Origin of the sequence: Microvirga terricola, from assembly GCF_011777495.1 — a bacterium.
Taxonomy (GTDB): domain Bacteria; phylum Pseudomonadota; class Alphaproteobacteria; order Rhizobiales; family Beijerinckiaceae; genus Microvirga; species Microvirga terricola.
The window spans coordinates 80310-101253 of the sequence record NZ_JAATJS010000006.1 but is presented as its reverse complement, the minus strand read 5'-3'; the positions used below and the strand labels follow the sequence as shown (position 1 = coordinate 101253).

Below are 20944 nucleotides of genomic sequence, written 5' to 3'. Positions count from 1 at the left end.
CAAAGCCATTTTTGAAATGAACGCCCCGTCTTACATCGATTGCTATTACAGCCGGACCCTCGCGACACCAGAGTCGTATCCCAGCGCCGTAGGCCGCCTCGAGGCGGATGTCTGCATCGTCGGCGGCGGCTTGGCCGGCCTGACGGCGGCGCTGAAACTCGTGCGCGCGGGGCGCTCCGTCGTACTGCTCGAGGCGCAGCGCGTCGCGTGGGGAGCCTCCGGGCGCAATGGCGGCTTCGTCTCTGCCGGCTACGCGACGGGGCTGAATGCCATCGAGCGCAAGGTCGGGCCGGATCAGGCTAAAGAGCTTTTTCGGCTCTCCATGGAAGGCGTCGACATCGTTCGCCGCCATATCGCCGATCTCGGTATCGTCGAGGCTCAGCCCGTTCCTGGTATCGCCAAGGCCCTTCGCTACGATTCGAAAGGGGCTCTTCGCGCCGCGCGCGATCGGCAGGAACGGGACTTTGGACAGACCACGCGCTATCTAACTCGCGAGGAAACGAGAGATCTTTTTGCCTCTCCGAAATATCACGAGGCTCTGCTCGATGACGGGGCGTTCCATTTCCATCCGCTGAACTACGGCCGCGCGCTTGCCCGCGAGGCGGTTCGCCTCGGCGCTGCGATCCATGAAAATTCGCCCGTCCTATCGGTGCATCTCGATGGGCCGCGCAAGATTCTGAAGACGAAGGATGCGGAGGTCGAGGCGCGGGATGTGCTGTTCACCACCGGCGGCTATACCAGCGGTATCCTGCCAGCATTGAAAGCATCCTATCTGCCGATTGCGACTTACGTGCTTCTGACCGAGTCCGCGCCGGATCTCGTGCGCAGCGCCATTCGCACCTCGGCGGCGGTGCTCGATGATCGCCGGGCAGGGGACTATTATCGTCTCGTCGATGGCGGAAACCGTATCCTCTGGGGCGGTCGGATCACCACGCGGACGACGGACCCGGCCGACATCGCCGCGCTGCTGCGGCGGGAAATGGTGACGACCTATCCGCAACTTGCCGATCTGAAGGTCGATGTCGCGTGGTCCGGCCTCATGTCCTACGCACGACATCTCATGCCGCAGATCGGGCAGTTGAAGCCGGGCGTGTGGTTCTGCACTGCCTTCGGCGGTCACGGCATGAACACGACGGCGATTGGTGGCACGGTGATTGCAGAGGGGATTGCCGGGGAGAGCGACCGCTACCGGCTCTTCAAGCCCTTCGGCCTTGCGTGGAACGGTGGAATTTTCGGGCGCGCCGCGGTGCAGTTGACGTATTGGTCGTACCAGGCGGCGGATGCGTTGAGAGAGCGGGGCTCCGCATGACAGGCTGAGGCCGTCACGTCATCGCAGACATTTTGCAGAATTCGTTTGAAAACAGTTGGTCCAATCCGGAGCCTCAGCGTGCCGGACCTCATGTCCGTACACTCTGGGTGTTCGTCCGGGGACGTTAGTTTATTTTTTTGGTCCCGCCGGCGCGTCGTAATGACGGCTGGTCGAGTTCTTTGGCTCTGAGCATCTCCGCGACTCTCTCGCGAAAATGGCGCGCGATGGCTTCAGACAACATCGCGGTTTGTTCTTCCGACGGCGTATGATCCTGCGCTGAATGGATCATGGCGATGGCGCAGACGACGCCATCATAGATTTCATGTTCATTGAGGCGAATCATGCCATCTTTCACCGAGGCGTCGAGGATTGCCTTGAAGCACCCCTCTCGGACTCGCCGTGCATAATCGTCGTCGAACTTCTTCATTAAGGCCCCCCTCCCGTGGCAAGGGCTGGCTCCAGTGTGACGCAGCGAAAGTTTTTTCTCAAGCCACGTATGGGACTCATGCACTTCATAGGATAACTATCCTCCATGCCGGGGGCTGTCAAAGGTGCGTCCCCGATCAAGAGATCGGTCAAACGCGGCAGATTCGTGTCGGGGATGGATCGCTTGGGGAGCCAGAAAGGCCGGAGGAGCGTTTGCGCAAAACGTACCGCTTCAGCCCCAGATTCTGGCGATGTTCCATGCGCTGAATTGAAGAGAGGACATTGCGGTTCCTCCTGAGAGCCCGCAATCAAGGAAAGTCGATGGTGCTGCCAGAGAGGATTGAACTCTGACGAGCAGTCACATTTCAATTGAAAAACAAAGTCTTTTTCGACCGCGCATCTCGGCTTGTGTACCAGCGGCGTGTATCAAGATCAACATCGCAATACAGGCTTCGTCAAAGGCGACGCATGCGCCGCGCCTTTCGGAACGTTAGCTAGTCTCGGACAGGAAGCCCGAGAAACTGGGTCCTGTAGGTAACGAGAGCTTACTGCCCAGGAGAGTACTCGCCACCTCCCCTGGCAAGTGATTGATTCGGCTTGTCGCCTTGACCCCTCCGGCGAGAGGTTGTGCCTCCGTCAAGCCAAAGCCAGTTCTGAGGGCTTGCATCCTGCATCTCTAGTCCGCCGACCCGCTCGGCTTGTCCTTATTGGGCTCGAAGGCTTTCTGATCTTCTAGCTGTCCAAGCACATTTTTGACGAGCTTAGCACCAGGATTGTCTTTCTTGAGGTCCCTTTTAGCACGGATGAAAGCGACAATTCTCTTCAACCGTTCTCGGTCCTGTCCTGTATTCACCTCACTATGGAATTGCCGGAATGTGGTTCCAAGCATTTTACGGAGATAATACGATGTTCTCGGTGTATTCGTTAGGATATGTTCAACGGATTCGTTCCAATTACGAGGTTTTGATCTTAGCAAACAAGTAAAATTGACATACTGCTTATAAGCAGAAACTTTATTTTCTACCCCGATTACCCTGAACACCTCGCTTAGCTTGCGGGTCCCGGTAGTATTGGCAAAGCCCTCAGCGAAGGAATGAGCCAGCGACATCAAAACAATAAAAGTTCTCTTTTCTTGATCATCTCTATCTTCAGGGCTATACTCAATCGTATTATGAAATACTATGCCGTTCCAGATGTACGTACGGTACTTTGCAATGAGAGGAGCGTACATTATTCCTACACGATAGACCACGAACATTGAATCTAGCAGAGACTCAACAGCGTGCTTTTTGAGGCTGCCATCAATAGTATCGCTATTTTTCAGTGCTTCTCTAAGTTCGCTGCAATAGGCAACTAACCTCCGTTCCATTTCATCAAATTTACGGAGGACCACTGTCTGGTCGTGTGTTCTCTTCTCTGCCAAGAGCGATCTTTTTACCTGATCTAGTTCGGCTTGGCTTGCAGGCCCCGCCTCTATCCTTGCAGCGAGCGGTTGCCAGAGCTCCTCCTCCTCCTTTGTATGTACTGGCCACACAAGCTCTTCAAACGGGTCTACATTCTCTGAGCCGTAAGTGCTGTTGAACTCCGAGATGCAGCTGTCGAGTTTAGTTACTAAATCAGTGACGAGTGCCGTATTATCAGCGCCGATTCCAGAAATCACCTCGACTAGGCTCTCTGCTGAGAGATAGGCCTCCTGTTTGATAAAATCAGCGAGGACTGTCGGCCTGTTCGCAACATAGTAACCTAAGAAATAGCTGTAGAATAGCCTGTATTTAAAATAGTAATGTGCGCCGATCTTGGTGACAACTCTAGATTGGACAAGGTCTAACAAAAGGGACTTATCGTCAAATCCCATTAGTGCTTTATTCTTGTACTTTTGGCAGAAGCTCGTCCAGTCAGCGTCGCTGAAGTACGTCTTATAATTTAGGTGCAGATCGTAGACGAATGCAGAGACGACGTCCAACTTGTTCTTGGTGTTGAAAGATTCCGCGTAGGCGTCGCTTGGCCTCCTCAACAGCTGCTGAATGTACCGCTCGATAATCTGGACACGGCTTAAGGGATGGAAATCTCCCTCATGACCCTCACGGTGCAGAATAGTGAGATACATCACCACATTGCCGGGGGTCAGGGGTATGCAGAGATCTAAGAGGTCACTGTAGACTTTGTCCACCACAGTGGAGACGAGATCTTGGTCGGAGGTATTGTATAGCGCCGAAGCCAAACTCCGTATGTCGGTACGGTCAAGATGCTCAAGAATAAGAACATCTGCCTTCATTGGGAGGGCGTCGGCAGAAGCTCCTGCCCCACTGCGCCCTCCTTGCGATTGCGAGCAAAGAATAAAGCGCCTGAAATAGTTCAGTCCAACTAACTCTTTTAGTAGTCTCTCATGCCTTTCTTGATCGAAATTATCTAAGATTAGTACAGCTTTGGGAGGCTCGTTCCCTTTTGAGCCTGAGAATTCCTCTTGAAGCTTTTTCTTATAGTTTGGAAGGCTCTCTGCGTCCCTAAGATGGGCCTCAGCCGACATAAGAAGTAGATCTTTATAAAGGCGCCGGCAGAGCGTGCTTAGACCATACTCTGGTCTGGCTGAGATCAGGTAGGAAGCATCAGACTTAAGCACATCAGCGATACTGACCGGCGCGTACTCTGCCGCTCCAGTGTCGGATGCAGCGTGTTCGGGTTTAACCAGTCTGGGCTCAACATACAGTAGTCTCCCCGACGGGGCGAAGTGTAGGTGCTGCTCGAACTCACGCCGAACATTCTGAGCAGAGGCGCTGACAGACGTTGAGCCAGATTGCACCGTTATGACTGAAGCACCCGAACCATCCGTGCCTTTCGTTTCTGCGCTTTCCAGAGACCCGCCACGGCCTACGTTCGTTAGTGCCTCCAGGATGATTTGAAGATCCGAATGATCAGTATTCTCCCCGCGCTCGCTATCACGAACTTCATAGAAGATCGGGTCAAGCCTGTATTTTCTAGCGAATTGCTTCCGGGCAAGATTGGAAATTGGCTCTTTTCCGGTATGTCCGATGATAGCAAAATGGCGAGTGTCCGTTGGAAGCCTAAGCAGTGTGTGCTCCGCAACTCGAGTCAAAAACGGATCGGCAAACCCGAACCCGATAGCCACGAGGCTCTCTGATCGCCACAACTGCTCAACGAGGGTTTGTGTGTCCTTCTCGGAATAAAAGCGGTCGTAGTCCTCAAGCGTGAAAATCATCTGATCTGGATTGGATGGAGTTCCATGCAGATGGAAGATCGGCAAGCGGCCTTCACCGAACGCTCGGTTTTGAACCCAACGTGTCAATTCGGACTTTTCATGCGCACGCATAGTCACGGGCGGTCTCGCTGTGTACTTGCTGAACGCGACATCGAGCCCATTGTCGTAGTTAGTCGTCACGATACCCTTCGCATTGAGCCGAACAATTAGTTCGTGACTGGCTGTGCATTCTTGGTCATGCCCGCGAAACATATCTGCAAGGCGAGCTCGGAAAACAGGCTTACCGAAGTAGTCTTCCAGCATGCTTGCAACATCGAGCGGCTGGGTTGGGACTTGGGCCCGAAGTTCCGCAGCCTCTGTCGGGTCCGACATGCGACCTTCGACCTGAGCTTTTGTGAGAAGCTCGCTCAGCGCAGCGGTCCACGTTGGGTAGAGCGGAGCACTGGCTCCCGCCCCAACTAGGCAGATGATGTTACCGCTAGCGCATTTTGCTTTCAGACCCGAAAAGGCAGCCCTATTTCCAGGAAACAAAGTTTCATTTAGAGCTTCTTCTATCGTTCTCATTATTAGCTTCATCTTTGCACATAGCGGGAAAGGGCCGAGTTTCTCGACCCGCAGCATCTCATGGAAGGGTAAATTCCGGTGATCAACCTTAGGATTGTTTGCCAGAGTAGCGTGCACCCGAGCCGGGAGTAAAGCGTCACCGCTGCCAGGATGTGAGTCCGCTCCGTCCTCAATGAGTGGATGAGCCCTTTTCAGATTTGTCAGAAAAATTTCTAATCCCTAACCGATGCTCGGCTTGTAGAGTTTTCCCCCCGTGGGGGAGATCCTCGGCTTTAAATTTCTGCGGCAGCTGATCGGAGTTTCGGGAGTCTAGGCGGAACGGAACGATGGGCTTTGAAGCTTCACCATTTTGATTGCTAATCCAGCATTTTGCTTCAAGCACTAAGAGGCTTCTGTCTATTAGATGACCTTGGCCTAGTGATAGGTCGTTCAATCCTGCCTACAACCTATCACATGCGTTGACTTTCCTATTTTGATAGGATCATATCTCAATGTCTATGACGATATTGATAGGGCGAGGCGCGGATGATTATCGGATATGCCAGGACAAGCACCACGGACCAGAAGGCCGGATTAGAGGCTCAGGAGCGTGATCTAAAGGCCGCTGGCGTTGAACGGCTCTATCAAGAGCAGACAAGCGCCACAGGGCCCCGCAAGGCACTGGCTGAGGCTATCGACTATGCACGAGACGGCGACACTCTGGTTGTAACAAAGCTCGACCGGCTTGCGCGTTCTGTTGCCGATCTCGTCAGCATCACCAAGCAGCTTGAAACCAAAGGCGCATCCCTACGGGTCCTCAACCTCAACCTCGATACGGAAACGCCGACCGGCAAGTTGATGCTGAATATGCTCGGCTCAATTGCTCAGTTTGAGCGTGAGCTAATGCTTGAGCGGCAACGTGAAGGCATCGCTAAGGCGAAGGGTGAGGGCAAATATAAGGGTCGTAAGCCTACGGCTAGGGCTATGGCTGACGAGATTGTACGTTTCGTTGATAAGGGCATGACCCGCGAGGCTGTAGCCAAGGAGTTGAATATAGGTGTTGCAAGTGTATATCGAGTGTTGTCATCGTTGAAATCTTAGTATGTCTTAGCAATTGAATTGGAGCTTGGCTTACAAATCGCATGGAAGCTAAGTTGAAAATTGTATATTGACTCAATTTTACTTGTCGTGGCAATCCGCGTTCGCGCCTGTTCTGTCTGTTCGGGCGTGGATACGGAAAACTGAGAATGAATTACATTTGTCGAGCGCCGGGATGCGGCTCCCGCGCTGCTTCTCGCTTCGGCGTCTATTGCTCGTCGCACAAGGCTCAACTCCGTCGACATGGAGCCATCGGGCAACGGGCGATCACCAAGGCAGACTTGAAGCTCTATCGGGCTTTGGTCGTGGCTCGCTTTGCGAAGAACCAAGGGACAGTTCTGCGAAGCCAGTTTGAAGCGCAATGGAAGGCTCTTGTCTCTCGCGCTGAGGCAATCATTCAGGCTTTCAAGGCGGGGACGCCGATGGTGCGGTTTCGCCGTGAGGCGGCGAGGGAGGTCCTCAAGCTCAACAAGGGCGTGAAAGTTGCGGACCTCATTGAGACGGTGTTGGCGATCTATGTGATGCAGGACCAAGAGCCGCGTCGCTTCAAGAACGAGAGTGCCTTTCGGACGCAGATGGTGCGGCGCGTTCGCGGACTGACGCCTCTTAACTCCGATGCTTGGACGGATTGCAAGACCGGCAAGGCGAAGCGCGTTTATCGTGACCTTGCGCCAAGGACAGTAGCAGTCATCAGCCAATGGCTTGCCGAGGCGTTGGGCGTCGCTGGCTTGCACTTTGCCAAGTTGGAGCGGCGCGACCATGAGCGGAGGCAAGAGGCGCTGAAAAACTACCGTCAAGCCTTGGGGGATATGCAATGAGCGCGGTTGCCGTGAAGCATGTTGAGCCTGAGGAAAATGGAGCGGTCCAAAGCAGTCATCCCATCGCGGTTTGGAAGAGCCGGAGGAATGAGCACAGGCTGAAAGTGCCGACGCTCGACTTGCTTCTTTCAAGCTCGTTTCCGGAGCGGCAACACCTTCTGTTTCCGTGGTTGCGCGAGCAAGAAAGCTGCATGATCTATGCCGACACTGGCGTGGGTAAGTCGCTGTTTGCGCTGTCGCTCGCCATTGCGGTTGCGGGAGGTGGAGAGTTCCTAGGCTGGAAATCAGACCAGCGTGAAACGGGAGAGCCTTGGCGTGTTCTTTATGTCGATGGCGAAATGCACATTGGAGACATTCAGGAAAGAGCAAGAGCACTCATCGAAGCTGTTCCCGGCATCGACAAAACTCAAGCCGGTAAAAACCTGTCGTTTCTCGCTCGCCAGCACCAAGACCCCGGTACGCCGTTTCCGCTCATCACTGACGAGGACGGGATGAAGTTCGTCGTCAGACAGGTCGCGGAGCGGAGGCTTGATCTTGTGATCCTCGATAACTTTTCGACGCTTGGTGAAGTGGAGGATGAGAACAGCGCGGCGAGTTTCAACGCCATTCAACAGTTTCTGCTCAACTTGAAGGTTCAAGGCGTGGCGACGATCCTCGTCCATCACGCGGGAAAAAGTGGTGACTTCCGTGGTTCATCGAAGCTTGCCGCGACGTTCGAGACCATCATCAAACTTGAGCGGATGAAAGAAGAGGCTGAGCACGGTGAAGCCCAGTTTCGTGTGACATGGGACAAGGTGCGAGCCGGTGGACCGAAGAAGCGGGTGCGCGACGTTGTGGCGAAACTCGTCAGCAGCGATGAGGAAGGCGAGCAGTCACGGCAGGAATGGGAATACGAAGCCGGAAGTCTGAGCAGGCTCGACGACATGAAAGAGCGTATGGCGAACGGGGAGTTCGTGACACAGAAGGAAATGTCGGACTGCTATGGTCTGTCCAAGACCATGATCGGCAAGGATATTGAGAAGGGTATCAGGATCGGGCTTTGGACTGACCGACAGGTGAACCAATGGCTAACGAAGGGCAAGCAGTTTCGGAAAATTGGCAAAACGTTTGCGCCTATCCCAGAGGGAGGGAGTTGGCGAGATGAGCCGGATGAAGCCTTTCAAGCCTTCGAGGAGCCGCCCGATTTTTGAGCCACTTGGCGGCCTGAGTAAACCTAGGCGAAACCCTTGTCGGGCAACGGTTTGCCGACGTTGATGAGGGCGAAGTAAACCTGTTTGTTTTACCTTTAGGTTTACTTCGTCCTCAAATCCGTTGTCCCGGTTGCATTTGTGACGGTTTACATTTCAAACTTCATACCACGGCAGCTTCCCTATCTCCGCCGAAAGCCCGGCCATATCGCCATAGACGCTCCCGAGGCCGGGAAGACGATGACCGACAATGTACTCACGCTTCTCGTGGTCCATGGAGACCGCGCGAGAAACGGTGGTGAACCTGTGCCTCCAACCGTGATTGGGCTGGACACGCGGATCATCAATGCCGAGTGAGCGTACCCACTTCGCAAGTTTCCCAGATTGAGATTCCGGGCCGCGCCCCTTTTGATCCTTCTCGCTGTAAAACAAGGGGCCGGATGAAGCTTGCCGAACGAAGTTCAACAGTCCGACAGCTTCAAGCTGCGGATGGAGCGGTACATCGCGGTAGGAACCCGTCTTCGTTCCGAAGATACGGACTACAGAAACGTCACCCTCGGATCGAAAGCTCTCCTTCCTCAGAGCAGTCACTTCTGAGACTCTGGACCCTGTGAACGCGCAAAGCCAAGGAACCCACTTCTTGGCTACCGCGAGACCTGCGCTCTCCTTCGGCGTCTTGCTGTAGGCGAGGGCGGCCTTGAGAATATGCTTGGCCTCTTGGTCATTGAATCCTCGCTCACGCTCAAGTTTTCGTTTCGCCACTCGCACAGTGAGTTCAGCCGCAGGGTTGGAGGGAAGACGCTTATTCTCTGCGGCCCAACCGAGAACGGATTTGAGAGCCGCCAGGTCGCCGTCTTTGATGGTCTTGCCTGAGATTCCCTCAGCCAGCCTCGCATCCTTGAAGCGGACAAGGTCCTCAGCCGTAATCTTCGTGGCGTCATCATGCTTGAGGAAAACACGCAGATTCGTGAAGACCGAGCGATAACGGTTAATTGTAGCCTTCGCTCGATGAAGATGCGTCGCCTCTTTCTCCCACGCATCGAACAGACCGGAAATGGTTAGGGCAGCGATTCGCCTCTGTTTCTCTGTCTGGAACTCACCGAACCGGTCAGCTTTTGGATCAGCGGTATAGTCGCCATCCGCATAGTTCTTGAGTTGATGCGCGGCCTGATCCAGCGCCTCGCCGACCTGCACCATGACGCGGTGGCGGCTCTTATCGTCAATGACCAAGCCCTTTGCACGTAACACGGCGTCCGCAATCGGCCCAAAACGACGCTCCATGGCGTAGTCGACCTTCCCAACTTCGCCGATCATCAGCGCGGTTCTCCCGTAACTGCCGGTTCTTGCCGCCTCATTGTCATCGAGCACGGTGGCCCAACGCTCGTATGATCCCGGCTCGTCCTCAAAGGCAGAGGTAAACGCGCGATAGACTTCGCCAGAGAGCGCAACGGCTTCCTTGTGGTAAAGCTTCCGTGGCCCTTTCCGAATCGACTCCCAATAAGCCGAGAGAGCCGCGTTTGCGGCGACGAAGTATGTTTTGGCCTTGCGCGGATCGCGGGTGCGCAGTGACAATTTCACCACATCAGAGGCCGTTACTGAAACCAAATCCTCGCCAACTGGGAGAGTGACGGTTTGGCCTTTGATTCGAGCGAGCAAATCAGTTGGAACGCGGACGCGGAAATAAAAGATGCCGCTCGTCTTGTCGGGGATTGGAGAAGCCATCCTGAGAACCATGTGTACCGCCCATGTGTACGAGTGGGGCGGCCTCAAAGCCTTGTTCTACAACAAGATCTTGGTTTCTCAAGGGAAATGATGGTGCTGCCAGAGAGGATTGAACTCTCGACCTCTCCCTTACCAAGGGAGTGCTCTACCACTGAGCTACGGCAGCGCGCCAACGAAGAGGGCCGCTTACTGCCACAGGGCGGACCTCGACGCAAGGTTTGAAATCGATCTTTATTCGGCCGCCTGCGCTTTTGGCCGGAGGGGCAGCCCGAGAGCGGTCCAGACCTCGACGAGGGCGGCGGCGAGCGCGTCGATATGGGCATCCGTATGGAATGGCCCGGCGGTGACCCGCAGGCGCTCCGTTCCCTTGGGAACCGTGGGATAGTTGATCGGCTGGATGTAGATGCCGTGTTTGTCGAGAAGCCGGTCGCAAGCCGCCTTGCAGGCCTCGGCGTTGCCGACCATGACCGGGATGATGTGGGTCGCCGTCTCGAGCAGAGGTAGGCCTGCACTCGCCAGGACGGCCTTGGTCCGGGCGACCTGGCGCTGCTGCTTCTGCCGCTCGACGTCGGACGCCTTCAGGTGGCGAATCGAGGCCGTGGCGGCGGCGGCGATGGCCGGGGGCAAGGCGGTGGTGAAGATAAAGCCGGGCGCGAAGCTGCGTACCGCGTCCATCACGGCCTTGGAGCCGGTGAGATAGCCGCCCATGACGCCGAAGGCCTTGCCGAGGGTGCCCTCGATCACGTCGACCCGATGCATGGCCCCGTCGCGCTCGGCGATGCCGCCGCCGCGCGGGCCGTACATGCCGACCGCGTGGACCTCGTCGAGATAGGTCATGGCGTTATAGCGCTCGGCCAGATCACAGATCGCGTGGATGGGCGAGACGTCTCCGTCCATGGAATAGACGCTCTCGAACACGATGAGCTTGGGCCGGTCTCCGGCGGCCTGAAGCAGTTCTTCCAGGTGCGCCAGGTCGTTGTGGCGGAAAATGGCCTTGTCGCAGCCGGATTGGCGAACGCCCTCGATCATCGAATTGTGGTTCAGGGCGTCCGAGAGAATCAGGCAATTCGGAATGAGCTTCGCGAGCGTGGAAATGCCAGTCTGATTCGACACATAGCCCGAGGTGAAGACGAGGCCCGCCTCCTTGCCGTGGAGGTCGGCGAGTTCGGCTTCCAATTCCACCATGGGGTGGCTGTTGCCGGAGATGTTGCGGGTGCCGCCTGCGCCCGTGCCGAGCCGCCAGGCGGTTTCCACCATGGCGCGGGTCACGTCGCGGTTCTGGCCCATGCCGAGATAATCGTTGGAGCACCAGACGGTGATGGGGAGCTGACCCTCAGGGCTGTGCCAGATCGCATCCGGGAAATGGCCTGCCAGACGCTCGATGTCCGCGAAGACGCGATAACGGCGCTCTTCCCGGAGGCGGTCGAGGGCTGACGTGAAAAAGTCTTGATATTCCATCATCTCACCGATGCGGCGACCCAATGCCCGGGATTTAGGGCGGCGGGGACCAGAGGACATTGATCCTGCTCAAAGTCTGGATCACTGATATTCTGATTGAGAGCCGATTGCGAAGCCTTTAATTGATCATGGCGACGATGGGTCGCGTGAACCATGTCCGACGTGAAATCGCAAGAGAAAGCGGACCGTCTCAAGGCGGCGCTGAAAGAAAATCTTAAACGGCGCAAGGCTCAGGCGCGCGGACGGCAGCAGGCCGGATCCGCCGCGTCTCCCACCCGCGAGCCCGGTGCCTCCTCCGACCGCGACAAGCCGTCCGACTAGCCCGGCAGGGCCGCGGCGGCATAGCTCGCGTTGATATTGCAAAGGAACGATTCATGGATCGCATTCGCATCCGGGGCGGCGCGCCTCTCAACGGCTTGATCCCGATCTCGGGCGCGAAGAACGCGGCCCTGCCGCTGATGATCGCGAGCCTTCTGACCGATGAAGCCCTGGAACTCGGCAACGTGCCGAGGCTGGCGGATATCTCCTCGCTCCTGCGCATCATGAGCAATTTCGGCGTGGACCACTCCATCGCCGGGCGCCGTCCGGGTCAGACCTCTGAGACGGGGCAGACGATTCGCCTGACCGCCCGTTCGGTCATCGACACCTGCGCGCCTTACGAGCTGGTCTCCACCATGCGAGCGAGCTTCTGGGTCATCGCCCCTCTCGTCGCCCGTTTCGGTGAGGCGCGGGTGTCCATGCCGGGCGGCTGCGCCATTGGCACGCGCCCCGTAGATCTGCTTCTCATGGCGCTGACCAAGCTCGGCGCGACCATCGAGATCGATGGCGGCTATGTGGTCGCAAAAGCCCCCAAGGGGCTCATTGGCGCGGAAATCGAGTTCCCGAAAGTGACTGTCGGTGGCACCCATGTGGCGCTGATGGCGGCGACGCTCGCCCGCGGCACGACCGTGATTCGCAACGCCGCCCGCGAGCCGGAGGTGATCGATCTCGCCGACTGCCTCATCAAGATGGGCGCGAAGATCGAAGGCGCGGGCACCTCGGAAATCGTGGTGGAAGGCGTTGCTCGCCTTGGCGGGGCCTCCCACGAGGTCCTGCCGGACCGCATCGAGACCGGCACCTACGCCATGGCCGTCGCCATGACCGGCGGCGACGTCACGCTGGAGCATACCCGGCCCGAACTTCTGCAATTCGCCCTCGACGTCCTCGGCCAGACCGGTGCGGAGGTATCCACGACCCCCGGCGGTATCCGGGTGAAACGCAATGGTAACGGCCTGACCTCCGTCGACGTGACGACCGATCCGTTCCCCGGCTTCCCGACCGATCTCCAGGCCCAGTTCATGGCTCTCATGACGCGGGCGAACGGCGTCTCGCGCATCCGCGAGACGATTTTCGAGAACCGCTTCATGCACGTGCAGGAACTGGCCCGCCTTGGCGCCAAGATCCGCCTCGATGGCGACAGTGCCTATGTGGAAGGTGTTCCGGCGCTGAAGGGCGCCCCCGTCATGGCGACGGACCTGCGAGCCTCGGTGTCTCTGGTCATCGCCGGCCTCGTCGCCGAGGGCGAAACCACGATCAACCGGGTCTATCACCTGGATCGCGGCTTCGAGGCGCTCGAGACCAAGCTCGCCCGCTGCGGAGCGGAGATCGAACGGCTGCGGGGCTGAAAAAGAAAGCGGAGGCCAAGGCCTCCGCACTCTGCAATCTCAATAAAGAATCGCCCCACGCTTCATGCCGAAGCCGGGGATATCGCACCGGCAAGGCGTGTTGATCGGGAAGTATTGCGGGTATTCGCAGCTTCCGCGCGAGGTGTAGCAGACATTCCCGACGCGCTGGCGCGGCGCGGGGCGCCGCCATTCATGGCGATAGCCCGGAGGCGGGCCGCCCCATTCCGGGGCAGGCGGCGGCGGATAGGGATTGCCATAATATTGGGCCGAGGCTGGAGCCGTGAGGGCCAGGGCCAGGGCCGCAAGGGCGATGCGTTTCATCCAAATTTCCTTCAACACCGCGACCATGGTCGGCCCCAAAAGATGAACCGGCGCTGAGCGGGAAGGTTGCGCTTGCCGCGGCGGCTCTCTACCTAGTTTTCAACGCTTAACAACAGGTTGGCAGCCCCATGGACCTCCTGAAACTCGTTGCCCTCGATCCTGACGATCTGGCCGTCGTGTCGGCTCACCTGCAGGACGCGATCTTGCATGTCGGAGACATCGTCTATCTGCCGAAGGAGCACCGCTTCGCCATCGAAGCCCGTCGCTTCGACTGGGAGGCCCCGGCGGGTTCCCCTCAGCGGCGTCTCGCCTGCATGCATTTCGAACATGTCACCGGCGTGCGCGTGAGGGGCATCGACCAGAGCAACAAGGATGCGGTGCTCAACCTCCTTGCGATCTCTTTCGAGGAACGCGATGCGCCTTCCGGCACCGCGACCTTGATCTTCGCCGATGGCGGGGCCATTCAGGTCGATCTGGAGTGCATCGAAATGCAGATGAAAGATATCGGCCCCGTCTGGGCTGCCGAAAGCCGCCCCTCTCATAACGGCCAGCCGTCGGAGCGCGGCTGATGGTGCAACGGCTCGACGCGCGGGACGCCTCGTTCCCGCAGGCTTTCGCCGATCTTCTGTCCGCGAAGCGTGAGATTTCGGAAGATGTGGACCAGGCCGTCCGCGCGATCATCGACGATGTGGTGGCGCGCGGCGACGAAGCGCTGATCGACTACACGCGCCGCTTCGACAAGCTCGAATTGAGCGCGCAGACCTTGCGCATTTCGGATGCCGAGATCAACGCGGCGGAAGCGGAATGTCCGCGTGAGGCATTGGACGCGCTGGCGCTCGCGAAGGAGCGCATCGAAGTCTATCACCGGGCGCAGCGGCCGCACGATTCCATGACGACGGATGCGCTCGGCGTCACGCTCGGCTGGCGCTGGACCGCGCTGGAATCGGTCGGCATCTATGTGCCGGGCGGCCGCGCGAGCTACCCATCTTCCGTCCTCATGAACGCTGTGCCCGCGAAGGTCGCGGGCGTGCCGCGTGTGACCATGGTGGTGCCGACCCCGCATGGGGAAACGAACCCGCTGGTGCTCGCCGCAGCGCGGTTGGCCGGTGTGGATGACGTCTTCCGTGTCGGCGGTGCGCAGGCGGTTGCGGCGCTCGCCCATGGCACTGCTTCGATGCAGCCGGTCGCCAAGATCGTCGGGCCGGGCAATGCCTATGTGGCGGCGGCGAAGCGCCGGGTCTTCGGGCAGGTCGGCATCGACATGATCGCCGGCCCTTCCGAGGTGCTGGTGATTGCGGATGGTCACGCCAATCCCGATTGGATCGCCGCTGATCTTCTGGCTCAGGCCGAGCATGATCCCGTGGCGCAGGCGATCCTCCTCACGGACAATGCCGGCCTCGCGAACGCGGTCGAGAAAGCCGTCGAGCGGCAGCTCGAAACTCTGCCCAAGGCGGAGATCGCCCGCGCGAGCTGGCAGGATTTTGGCGCGATCATTCTGGTTGAGCGCCTGGACGACGCCGTTCCTCTGGTGGACCGGCTGGCACCCGAGCACCTGGAAATCGAGACCGAAAACCCCGAGGAACTGGCCGCCAAGATCCGCAACGCCGGCGCGATCTTCCTCGGCAGCCATACGCCCGAAGCCATCGGCGATTATGTCGGCGGTCCCAATCACGTGCTGCCGACGGCCCGTTCGGCGCGTTTCTCGTCCGGCCTCGGGGTGCTTGACTTCATGAAGCGAACCTCGATCCTGAAATGCGACGCGGATGCCCTGCGGGCGCTCGGCCCGGCGGCCATTGCCCTCGGGCGGTCGGAGGGTCTGGAAGGTCATGCACGGTCTGTGGCGATCCGCTTGAATCTGTGATGGTGTGAGGTCGCATGATCTTTTCGGAAAACCGGACACCACTTTTCCGGATCATGCGCGGGTGAGGCCGAACGAGGCATGGCGAGCGAACCGAAGGAGCGCAGCAAACTGGTCGCCGTCACGCTCGACGAGACGTCGATCGGGCGCGGCAATCCCGACCAGGAACACGAGCGCGCCATCGCCATCTACGACATTCTCGAGGCGAACTCTTTCGCATTGCCCGATTATGAAGGCGGGCCTTATGCGCTGCATATCGCGCTGATCGAAAAGCGCCTCTGCTTCGAGGTGCGCACGGAAAGCGGCGCGCCGCTCATCACCCATCAGCTTTCGCTCTCACCCTTTCGCAGGGCGATCCGCGATTATGAGCTGATCTGCGACAGCTATTATCAGGCGATCCGCTCCGGCTCGCCCTCCCAGATCGAGGCCATCGACATGGGGCGGCGCGGAATGCACAACGAGGCGGCGGAGCTTTTGGTGGAGCGCCTCAAGGGGAAGATTGTGGTCGATTTCGATACGGCGCGGCGCATCTTCACGCTCATTTTCGCTCTTCACTGGCGAGGCTGACGGGTGGAAATCGCTCGCGCCAAACGGGTTCAATCGGTCCTGTTCGTCTGCGCCATGAACGCGGTGCGCTCGCCGATGGCGGAAGCGATCACGCGGCACTATTTCGGCAAGTCGATCTACGTGCAATCGGCGGGCGTGCGCCCGAGCGAGCCGAACGGATTCATCGTCTCCATCCTCGATGAAATCGGCATCGACGTGTCGAAGCACAAGCCGCGCACGTTGCACGAGTTGGAGGAATGGGAGGGCCTGAATTTCGACCTCATCATTTCACTCTCGCCCGAGGCGCATCACGCCGCACTCGAATTGACGCGAACGGTCGCGGCGGAAGTGGAATACTGGCCGACGCCGGACCCGACCTTGGTGCAGGGCGCGCGCGAGCAGGTTCTCGATGCCTATCGCCATGTGCGCGATGGTCTGGTGGAGCGCATTCTCGACAGGCTTAAAGTCGTCTCAACCGCCAAACAGGCGGATGAGTGACAGCGTCCCGAGGCCTGCCGCAAGGCCTATGAGTTCGAACCGCGTCAACGCCATGGCGACGATCGTCGCCGCAAGCGCCATGATGGCGGGCCAACCCTTGTCGATTACGACGGGTAGGATCGTTGCGAGAATGATCGAGCCCGGCAGCGCCCGTAAACCCCGCTCGACGCGCGGCGTGATGCGCACGCGGCTCATCACCACCATGCCTGCGATGCGGCACAGAAAGGTCGCTGACATCATCGCGCCGATAGCAAAGGCCGCGCCCCAAGGTCCGGCGATGACGGATTCCAAGCCGCTCATTCGATCAGCATCCCTGCGACGACGCCCGCCAGCGCACCGGCAAGAATGAAGAGATAACCCGGCACGAGCGCGTGGAAGACAAGCGACACAGCGCCCGCCACGAGCCAGGGCAGGGCAGGTCGCGGCCCTTTCCAGAGAGGCACCAGCATCGCACCGAAAAAGATCGGCATGACGAGATCGAGGCCAAAGCGCGTGGGCTCCGGTACGAGTGCGCCGGCGAAGAACCCTATGAAGGTCGCAACGAACCACACTGCCCACAGCGTTAGCCCTGAGCCGAGCAGAATGCCGACATCGCGGCCGCCGTCGCTGTGATAGCGGGTGCTGATGAGCCAGCCTGCTTCCGTGATGAGAAAGAGATTGAGCGCGGTGCGCGGCTTCGGCTCGTCCTTGAGCCAGGGATGCAAGGTTGCACCGAGGAGGATCATGCGCGAGTTCACGACCGCCGTGACCGTCATGATGGTCAGGATCGTCGTCGGCGACCACACCCTCTGCCAGATCTCGAGGCCCACCATCTGCGACGCACCGGCATAGACGAAGGCGCTGAGGCCCAACGCTTCAGCCAGCGACAATCCTTTTTGGGATGCAGCCGTGCCGAAGGCCATGGCGAACATGATGAAGCCGGGAAAAGCGGGCAACGCGGCGCGCGCGCCTTGGCCAAGGCCGGCAAGGGAGAAATGAGAGCGCAGGGCGGACATGAGCCTGTGCTCTGTGCCCGCCCTGCGCCGATGCGTCAACCGCGCAGTGGCGCGCGGTCGCTATCTTTAAGTCTTAGGCCGCTTTTGCAGACTTGCGTGACAGGACGAAGCCGACCGCGACCACGAACAACGCGCCCAAAGCGGCCGCGCTGTAGAGAACCGCGCCGATGGGCTTGATGTCGAGCGGCGGATGACCCGGATCAGGCATCACGAAATGCGGGTATTGGCCCGACAGCCAGCCGAGAACGGCCGGATCGGTGACGATCATTTCCGCGGCGATGTAGCCGAGCAGAGCAGCGCCCGCCCAGACGAAGATCGGGAAGCGCGTGATCAGGCTCGTGATGAGCGACGCACCGACCATGATCAGCGGGATCGAGAGCAGAAGACCGAAGATGAAGAGTTCCGGGTGGCCGCGCGAGGCGGCGGCGATGGCGACCACGTTGTCGAGGCTCATGACCGCGTCCGCGATGGCGATGGTGCGCACGGCTCTCCACAAGCTGGTGCTGGCCTCGACGTTGCCGTGACCTCCGTCATCCTCGCCCTGGATCAGTTTGACGGCGATCCAGAACAGCAGCAGCCCGCCGACGATGCGCAGGAAGGGGAGGCCCAGAAGCTCGGACACGAGGAAGGCGAAGACGATGCGCAGGCCGACGGCCGTGCCGGCGCCGAGCAGGATGCCGAGTTTGCGCCGGTTCTCGGGCAGCGAGCGGCACGCCATGGCGATAACCACCGCATTGTCGCCCGAGAGCAGAATGTCGAGCCAGATGACCTGAAGCAGCGAGACGAGAAATGTGGTCGAAAGAATATAGTCCATGACGGCCTTGGGAAGGTTCAGGTCGGGAATGGAGAGTCGAGCTTAAGTATATACGGCTCTCCAGAATTCAACCGCAGACGGCTGTATCTTGCGTGGAAAGTCAACTCTGCCTGTGGAGCTTCGACAAAGGTCTTAGCCGTTACGCCCACATTTTCCCGATGAACGCCTCTAATTTAGGCGTCGCTTGCTTGATCCGACCGCCGGCCTTGGGCACAACACACAGAAACAGAACAAGTCTCGGGCGCGAGGCACGCGCCCGTTCGGGAGGCCGCCTATGTCTGCTGCTCACCACCGTCCCGGCTCTCCGGGGCGACGTTGGGTTATCCGTGCGCCGCAAAATTTTGCCGGCGGCAGTTTGTTGATAGCCTTGGCCATTCTGGCCCTGTCGCTAACGCAGGGGCTCCCGCAAGGAACATTGCGTTCCATGGGCCCGGCCATGCTGCCCGATTGGCTCGCCGTCGGCGTTGGGCTCTCGGGCCTCGCGCTCGTCGCCTCCTCCTTCCTCACGGATGGAGAGCCGTTGGAGCGCTGGAGCCTGCGCGGTGTGATCTTCATTATGCTCGCGATCATTGGGTTCGCGATCACGATCAGGCCCTTCGTTCTCGGGCCCATTGCGATTCCGGGCCTCGGCCTCGTCGTGGCTGGTCCGCTCGCGATCATCGTCAGCGGCTATGCTACGAACGAGGCGCGGCTGCGCGAACTGGTGATCCTCGCGCTCAGCCTGACGCCGTTCTGCATGCTGTTGTTCGGTGATCTCCTGAATCTCCCCATTCCGATTTTTCCGCAGAGCCTCGTTGGTCTGTTTCCTGCTGACTGGTCGCAGAAGGATGTACTGCGCGCGACGGCGGTGATCATGATCGTCGCGGCGGCCGTCGTGTTTTTTGTCGGACGTCGCAAGCATGCGCAGGGCGGTGTGGCAGCTCAGGGTGGGAGCGTTTGATGGGTGATTTTGTTTCCAATCTGAGCCTCGGCTTCGGCGTCGCGCTGTCGCTGCAAAATCTCGGCCTCGCGTTCCTCGGCTGTCTTGTCGGCACGCTCATCGGCGTGCTGCCGGGCGTGGGCCCCATCGCCACCATCGCGATGCTGTTGCCGATCACCTTCGGGCTCGATCCGGTTGGCGCGCTCATCATGCTCGCGGGCATCTACTACGGTGCGCAATATGGCGGCTCGACCACGGCGATCCTCGTCAACATTCCGGGCGAAGCGACTTCGGTGGTCACAGCGCTCGACGGTCACCAGATGGCGCGCCAGGGTCGCGCCGGCGTTGCGCTCGGCATCGCCGCTATCGGCTCGTTCTTTGCCGGGACGGTGGCAACGCTGGTCATCGCCGCGCTCGGCGCGCCGTTGACCAAGCTCGCCCTGGTGTTCGGTTCGGCGGAGTACTTTTCGCTGATGGTCATGGGTCTCGTCTTTGCGGTCGTGCTGGCGCGCGGCTCCATCCTCAAGGCCATCGCGATGATCCTTGTCGGCGTTCTGCTGTCGACCGTCGGCACCGATCTCGAAACCGGCCGGGAGCGCATGACCTTCGGTCTGTCGTTCCTGTCCGACGGCATCGATTTCGCGGTTCTCGCCATGGGTATCTTCGGCATCGCTGAAATCATGCGCAATCTCGAGAGCACGGAAGCACGCGACATCGTGCACAAGGCCATCGGACGGCTTCTGCCGAACAAGGACGACTTCAAGCAATCCTATTGGGCGGTGATCCGCGGCACGGTGATCGGCGCGATCCTCGGCATTCTGCCGGGCAACGGCGCGGTGCTGGGGCCGTTTGCTTCCTATACGGTGGAAAAGAAAATCGCGAAGGATCCGCGCCGCTTCGGTCGTGGCGCCATCGAGGGTGTGGCGGGACCTGAATCCGCCAACAATGCCGGCGCGCAGACCTCGTTCATTCCGCTTCTCACCCTCGGCATTCCGCCGAATGCGGTGATGGCGCTGATGGTTGGCGCGATGACGATTCACGGCATCGTGCCCGGTCCGCAGGTGATGACCAAGAACCCCAACCTGTTCTGGGGCATGATTGCCTCCATGTGGGTCGGCAACCTGATGCTGCTCGTCATCAACCTGCCGCTGGTCGGCATGTGGGTGCGGTTGCTCAAGGTGCCTTATCGCCTGATGTTCCCGGCGATCCTGATGTTCTGCGCCATCGGCATCTATTCCATCAATTCGCTGCCGACGGACGTGATCTTCATCGCGCTGTTCGGCCTCGTCGGTTACCTGCTCATCAAGTTCGGCTTTGAGCCCGCACCGATGCTGCTGGGCTTCGTGCTCGGCAAGCTGATGGAAGAAAACCTGCGCCGCGCGCTCATCTTCTCGCGCGGGTCACTCTCGACCTTTATCGAGCGCCCGGTCAGCGCCGGCCTTCTGGCGGTGGCGGTGCTCCTCTTGGTGCTGGCGCTTCTGCCGTCGATCCGGAAGGGCAGGGACGAGGTGTTCACGGAATAGGCTTGCATTCCGACGACCTGTTCTCAAG

At 59.1% G+C, this 20944-nt stretch carries 20 protein-coding genes and 1 tRNA gene; 12 read left to right on the top strand and 9 right to left on the bottom strand.

Translation table 11 applies throughout. From position 1 onward, the window contains the following. The first annotated feature begins 16 nt into the window (after positions 1 to 16). Positions 17 to 1309, top strand: coding sequence for an NAD(P)/FAD-dependent oxidoreductase (locus HB375_RS16050; RefSeq protein WP_167674024.1), 1293 nt, complete (start codon positions 17 to 19; stop codon positions 1307 to 1309). 124 nt (positions 1310 to 1433) lie between these two features. Here the strand turns inward: HB375_RS16050 and HB375_RS16045 are convergent, their stop codons facing one another. Beyond that, positions 1434 to 1736, bottom strand: a complete 303-nt coding sequence (locus HB375_RS16045) for a hypothetical protein (protein WP_167674023.1) — start codon at positions 1734 to 1736, stop codon at positions 1434 to 1436. Between the two features lie 675 nt (positions 1737 to 2411). Next, positions 2412 to 5516 (bottom strand): SIR2 family protein, encoded by a 3105-nt coding sequence (locus HB375_RS16040; RefSeq protein ID WP_167674022.1) that lies wholly within the window; start codon positions 5514 to 5516, stop codon positions 2412 to 2414. Between the two features lie 525 nt (positions 5517 to 6041). Between HB375_RS16040 and HB375_RS16035 the strand changes: the two genes are divergently transcribed. The 3 genes from HB375_RS16035 to HB375_RS16025 all read left to right on the top strand — a co-directional run bounded on the left by HB375_RS16035 (position 6042) and on the right by HB375_RS16025 (position 8601). Next, entirely contained in the window at positions 6042 to 6596 is a 555-nt protein-coding gene (locus tag HB375_RS16035; RefSeq protein WP_167674021.1) for a recombinase family protein, read from the top strand. 146 nt (positions 6597 to 6742) lie between these two features. Further along, positions 6743 to 7411: a hypothetical protein gene (locus tag HB375_RS16030; protein ID WP_167674020.1), complete on the top strand. Its 669-nt coding sequence runs from the start codon at positions 6743 to 6745 to the stop codon at positions 7409 to 7411. Continuing rightward, positions 7408 to 8601, top strand: coding sequence for an AAA family ATPase (locus HB375_RS16025; protein WP_167674019.1), 1194 nt, complete (start codon positions 7408 to 7410; stop codon positions 8599 to 8601). The genes HB375_RS16030 and HB375_RS16025 overlap by 4 nt, the downstream gene beginning before the upstream one ends. 153 nt (positions 8602 to 8754) lie before the next feature. Here the strand turns inward: HB375_RS16025 and HB375_RS16020 are convergent, their stop codons facing one another. The 3 genes from HB375_RS16020 to hemA form a co-directional block, all read right to left on the bottom strand. Then, positions 8755 to 10332, bottom strand: a complete 1578-nt coding sequence (locus HB375_RS16020; protein ID WP_167674018.1) for a DUF6538 domain-containing protein — start codon at positions 10330 to 10332, stop codon at positions 8755 to 8757. A gap of 79 nt (positions 10333 to 10411) precedes the next feature. Then, a tRNA-Thr gene (locus HB375_RS16015) sits at positions 10412 to 10486 on the bottom strand. Between the two features lie 65 nt (positions 10487 to 10551). Then, positions 10552 to 11778, bottom strand: a complete 1227-nt coding sequence (gene hemA / locus HB375_RS16010) for a 5-aminolevulinate synthase (protein ID WP_167674088.1) — start codon at positions 11776 to 11778, stop codon at positions 10552 to 10554. Between the two features lie 153 nt (positions 11779 to 11931). On the opposite strand from hemA, the gene HB375_RS16005 reads away from it, so the two are divergent. Beyond that, positions 11932 to 12099, top strand: a complete 168-nt coding sequence (locus HB375_RS16005; RefSeq protein WP_167674017.1) for a hypothetical protein — start codon at positions 11932 to 11934, stop codon at positions 12097 to 12099. 53 nt (positions 12100 to 12152) lie between these two features. Continuing rightward, a complete protein-coding gene (murA, locus tag HB375_RS16000; protein WP_167674016.1) occupies positions 12153 to 13442 on the top strand; it encodes a UDP-N-acetylglucosamine 1-carboxyvinyltransferase in 1290 nt (429 codons plus the stop codon). 39 nt (positions 13443 to 13481) lie between these two features. On the opposite strand, the gene HB375_RS15995 is transcribed toward murA, so the two are convergent. After that, positions 13482 to 13763: a hypothetical protein gene (locus HB375_RS15995; RefSeq protein WP_167674015.1), complete on the bottom strand. Its 282-nt coding sequence runs from the start codon at positions 13761 to 13763 to the stop codon at positions 13482 to 13484. 128 nt (positions 13764 to 13891) lie between these two features. On the opposite strand from HB375_RS15995, the gene HB375_RS15990 reads away from it, so the two are divergent. The 4 genes from HB375_RS15990 to HB375_RS15975 all read left to right on the top strand — a co-directional run bounded on the left by HB375_RS15990 (position 13892) and on the right by HB375_RS15975 (position 16665). Next, positions 13892 to 14332: a DUF2948 family protein gene (locus HB375_RS15990; RefSeq protein WP_167674014.1), complete on the top strand. Its 441-nt coding sequence runs from the start codon at positions 13892 to 13894 to the stop codon at positions 14330 to 14332. 2 nt (positions 14333 to 14334) lie between these two features. Next, a complete protein-coding gene (gene hisD / locus HB375_RS15985; protein ID WP_167674087.1) occupies positions 14335 to 15624 on the top strand; it encodes a histidinol dehydrogenase in 1290 nt (429 codons plus the stop codon). Positions 15625 to 15702: 78 nt separating this feature from the next. Beyond that, positions 15703 to 16188 (top strand): UPF0262 family protein, encoded by a 486-nt coding sequence (locus HB375_RS15980; RefSeq protein ID WP_167674013.1) that lies wholly within the window; start codon positions 15703 to 15705, stop codon positions 16186 to 16188. 3 nt (positions 16189 to 16191) lie between these two features. Next, positions 16192 to 16665 (top strand): arsenate reductase/protein-tyrosine-phosphatase family protein, encoded by a 474-nt coding sequence (locus tag HB375_RS15975; protein WP_167674012.1) that lies wholly within the window; start codon positions 16192 to 16194, stop codon positions 16663 to 16665. Here HB375_RS15975 and HB375_RS15970 read toward each other — a convergent pair. The 3 genes from HB375_RS15970 to HB375_RS15960 form a co-directional block, all read right to left on the bottom strand. After that, positions 16639 to 16965: an AzlD family protein gene (locus tag HB375_RS15970; RefSeq protein WP_167674011.1), complete on the bottom strand. Its 327-nt coding sequence runs from the start codon at positions 16963 to 16965 to the stop codon at positions 16639 to 16641. The genes HB375_RS15975 and HB375_RS15970 overlap by 27 nt on opposite strands. After that, on the bottom strand, positions 16962 to 17660 hold the full coding sequence (locus tag HB375_RS15965) for an AzlC family ABC transporter permease (RefSeq protein WP_167674010.1): 699 nt from the start codon (positions 17658 to 17660) through the stop codon (positions 16962 to 16964). Before HB375_RS15965 ends, HB375_RS15970 begins: the two co-directional genes overlap by 4 nt. A gap of 73 nt (positions 17661 to 17733) precedes the next feature. Beyond that, on the bottom strand, positions 17734 to 18474 hold the full coding sequence (locus HB375_RS15960; RefSeq protein WP_167674009.1) for a TerC family protein: 741 nt from the start codon (positions 18472 to 18474) through the stop codon (positions 17734 to 17736). A 274-nt stretch (positions 18475 to 18748) separates the two neighbouring features. On the opposite strand from HB375_RS15960, the gene HB375_RS15955 reads away from it, so the two are divergent. After that, positions 18749 to 19414: a tripartite tricarboxylate transporter TctB family protein gene (locus HB375_RS15955; RefSeq protein WP_167674008.1), complete on the top strand. Its 666-nt coding sequence runs from the start codon at positions 18749 to 18751 to the stop codon at positions 19412 to 19414. Continuing rightward, complete coding sequence (locus HB375_RS15950) at positions 19414 to 20916, top strand: tripartite tricarboxylate transporter permease (RefSeq protein ID WP_167674007.1); 1503 nt, start codon at positions 19414 to 19416, stop codon at positions 20914 to 20916. Before HB375_RS15955 ends, HB375_RS15950 begins: the two co-directional genes overlap by 1 nt. Positions 20917 to 20944 lie beyond the last annotated feature (28 nt).

Excerpts from the sequence above, each read along its gene's own strand:
- HB375_RS16050 (WP_167674024.1), top strand. The coding sequence starts at position 17 with ATGAACGCCCCGTCTTACATCGATTGCTATTACAGCCGGACCCTCGCG.
- HB375_RS16045 (WP_167674023.1), bottom strand. The coding sequence starts at position 1,736 with ATGAAGAAGTTCGACGACGATTATGCACGGCGAGTCCGAGAGGGGTGC.
- HB375_RS16040 (WP_167674022.1), bottom strand. The coding sequence starts at position 5,516 with ATGAGAACGATAGAAGAAGCTCTAAATGAAACTTTGTTTCCTGGAAAT.
- HB375_RS16035 (WP_167674021.1), top strand. The coding sequence starts at position 6,042 with ATGATTATCGGATATGCCAGGACAAGCACCACGGACCAGAAGGCCGGA.
- HB375_RS16030 (WP_167674020.1), top strand. The coding sequence starts at position 6,743 with ATGAATTACATTTGTCGAGCGCCGGGATGCGGCTCCCGCGCTGCTTCT.
- HB375_RS16025 (WP_167674019.1), top strand. The coding sequence starts at position 7,408 with ATGAGCGCGGTTGCCGTGAAGCATGTTGAGCCTGAGGAAAATGGAGCG.
- HB375_RS16020 (WP_167674018.1), bottom strand. The coding sequence starts at position 10,332 with ATGGTTCTCAGGATGGCTTCTCCAATCCCCGACAAGACGAGCGGCATC.
- hemA (WP_167674088.1), bottom strand. The coding sequence starts at position 11,778 with ATGGAATATCAAGACTTTTTCACGTCAGCCCTCGACCGCCTCCGGGAA.
- HB375_RS16005 (WP_167674017.1), top strand. The coding sequence starts at position 11,932 with ATGTCCGACGTGAAATCGCAAGAGAAAGCGGACCGTCTCAAGGCGGCG.
- murA (WP_167674016.1), top strand. The coding sequence starts at position 12,153 with ATGGATCGCATTCGCATCCGGGGCGGCGCGCCTCTCAACGGCTTGATC.
- HB375_RS15995 (WP_167674015.1), bottom strand. The coding sequence starts at position 13,763 with ATGAAACGCATCGCCCTTGCGGCCCTGGCCCTGGCCCTCACGGCTCCA.
- HB375_RS15990 (WP_167674014.1), top strand. The coding sequence starts at position 13,892 with ATGGACCTCCTGAAACTCGTTGCCCTCGATCCTGACGATCTGGCCGTC.
- HB375_RS15980 (WP_167674013.1), top strand. The coding sequence starts at position 15,703 with ATGGCGAGCGAACCGAAGGAGCGCAGCAAACTGGTCGCCGTCACGCTC.
- HB375_RS15970 (WP_167674011.1), bottom strand. The coding sequence starts at position 16,965 with ATGAGCGGCTTGGAATCCGTCATCGCCGGACCTTGGGGCGCGGCCTTT.
- HB375_RS15965 (WP_167674010.1), bottom strand. The coding sequence starts at position 17,660 with ATGTCCGCCCTGCGCTCTCATTTCTCCCTTGCCGGCCTTGGCCAAGGC.
- HB375_RS15960 (WP_167674009.1), bottom strand. The coding sequence starts at position 18,474 with ATGGACTATATTCTTTCGACCACATTTCTCGTCTCGCTGCTTCAGGTC.
- HB375_RS15955 (WP_167674008.1), top strand. The coding sequence starts at position 18,749 with ATGTCTGCTGCTCACCACCGTCCCGGCTCTCCGGGGCGACGTTGGGTT.
- HB375_RS15950 (WP_167674007.1), top strand. The coding sequence starts at position 19,414 with ATGGGTGATTTTGTTTCCAATCTGAGCCTCGGCTTCGGCGTCGCGCTG.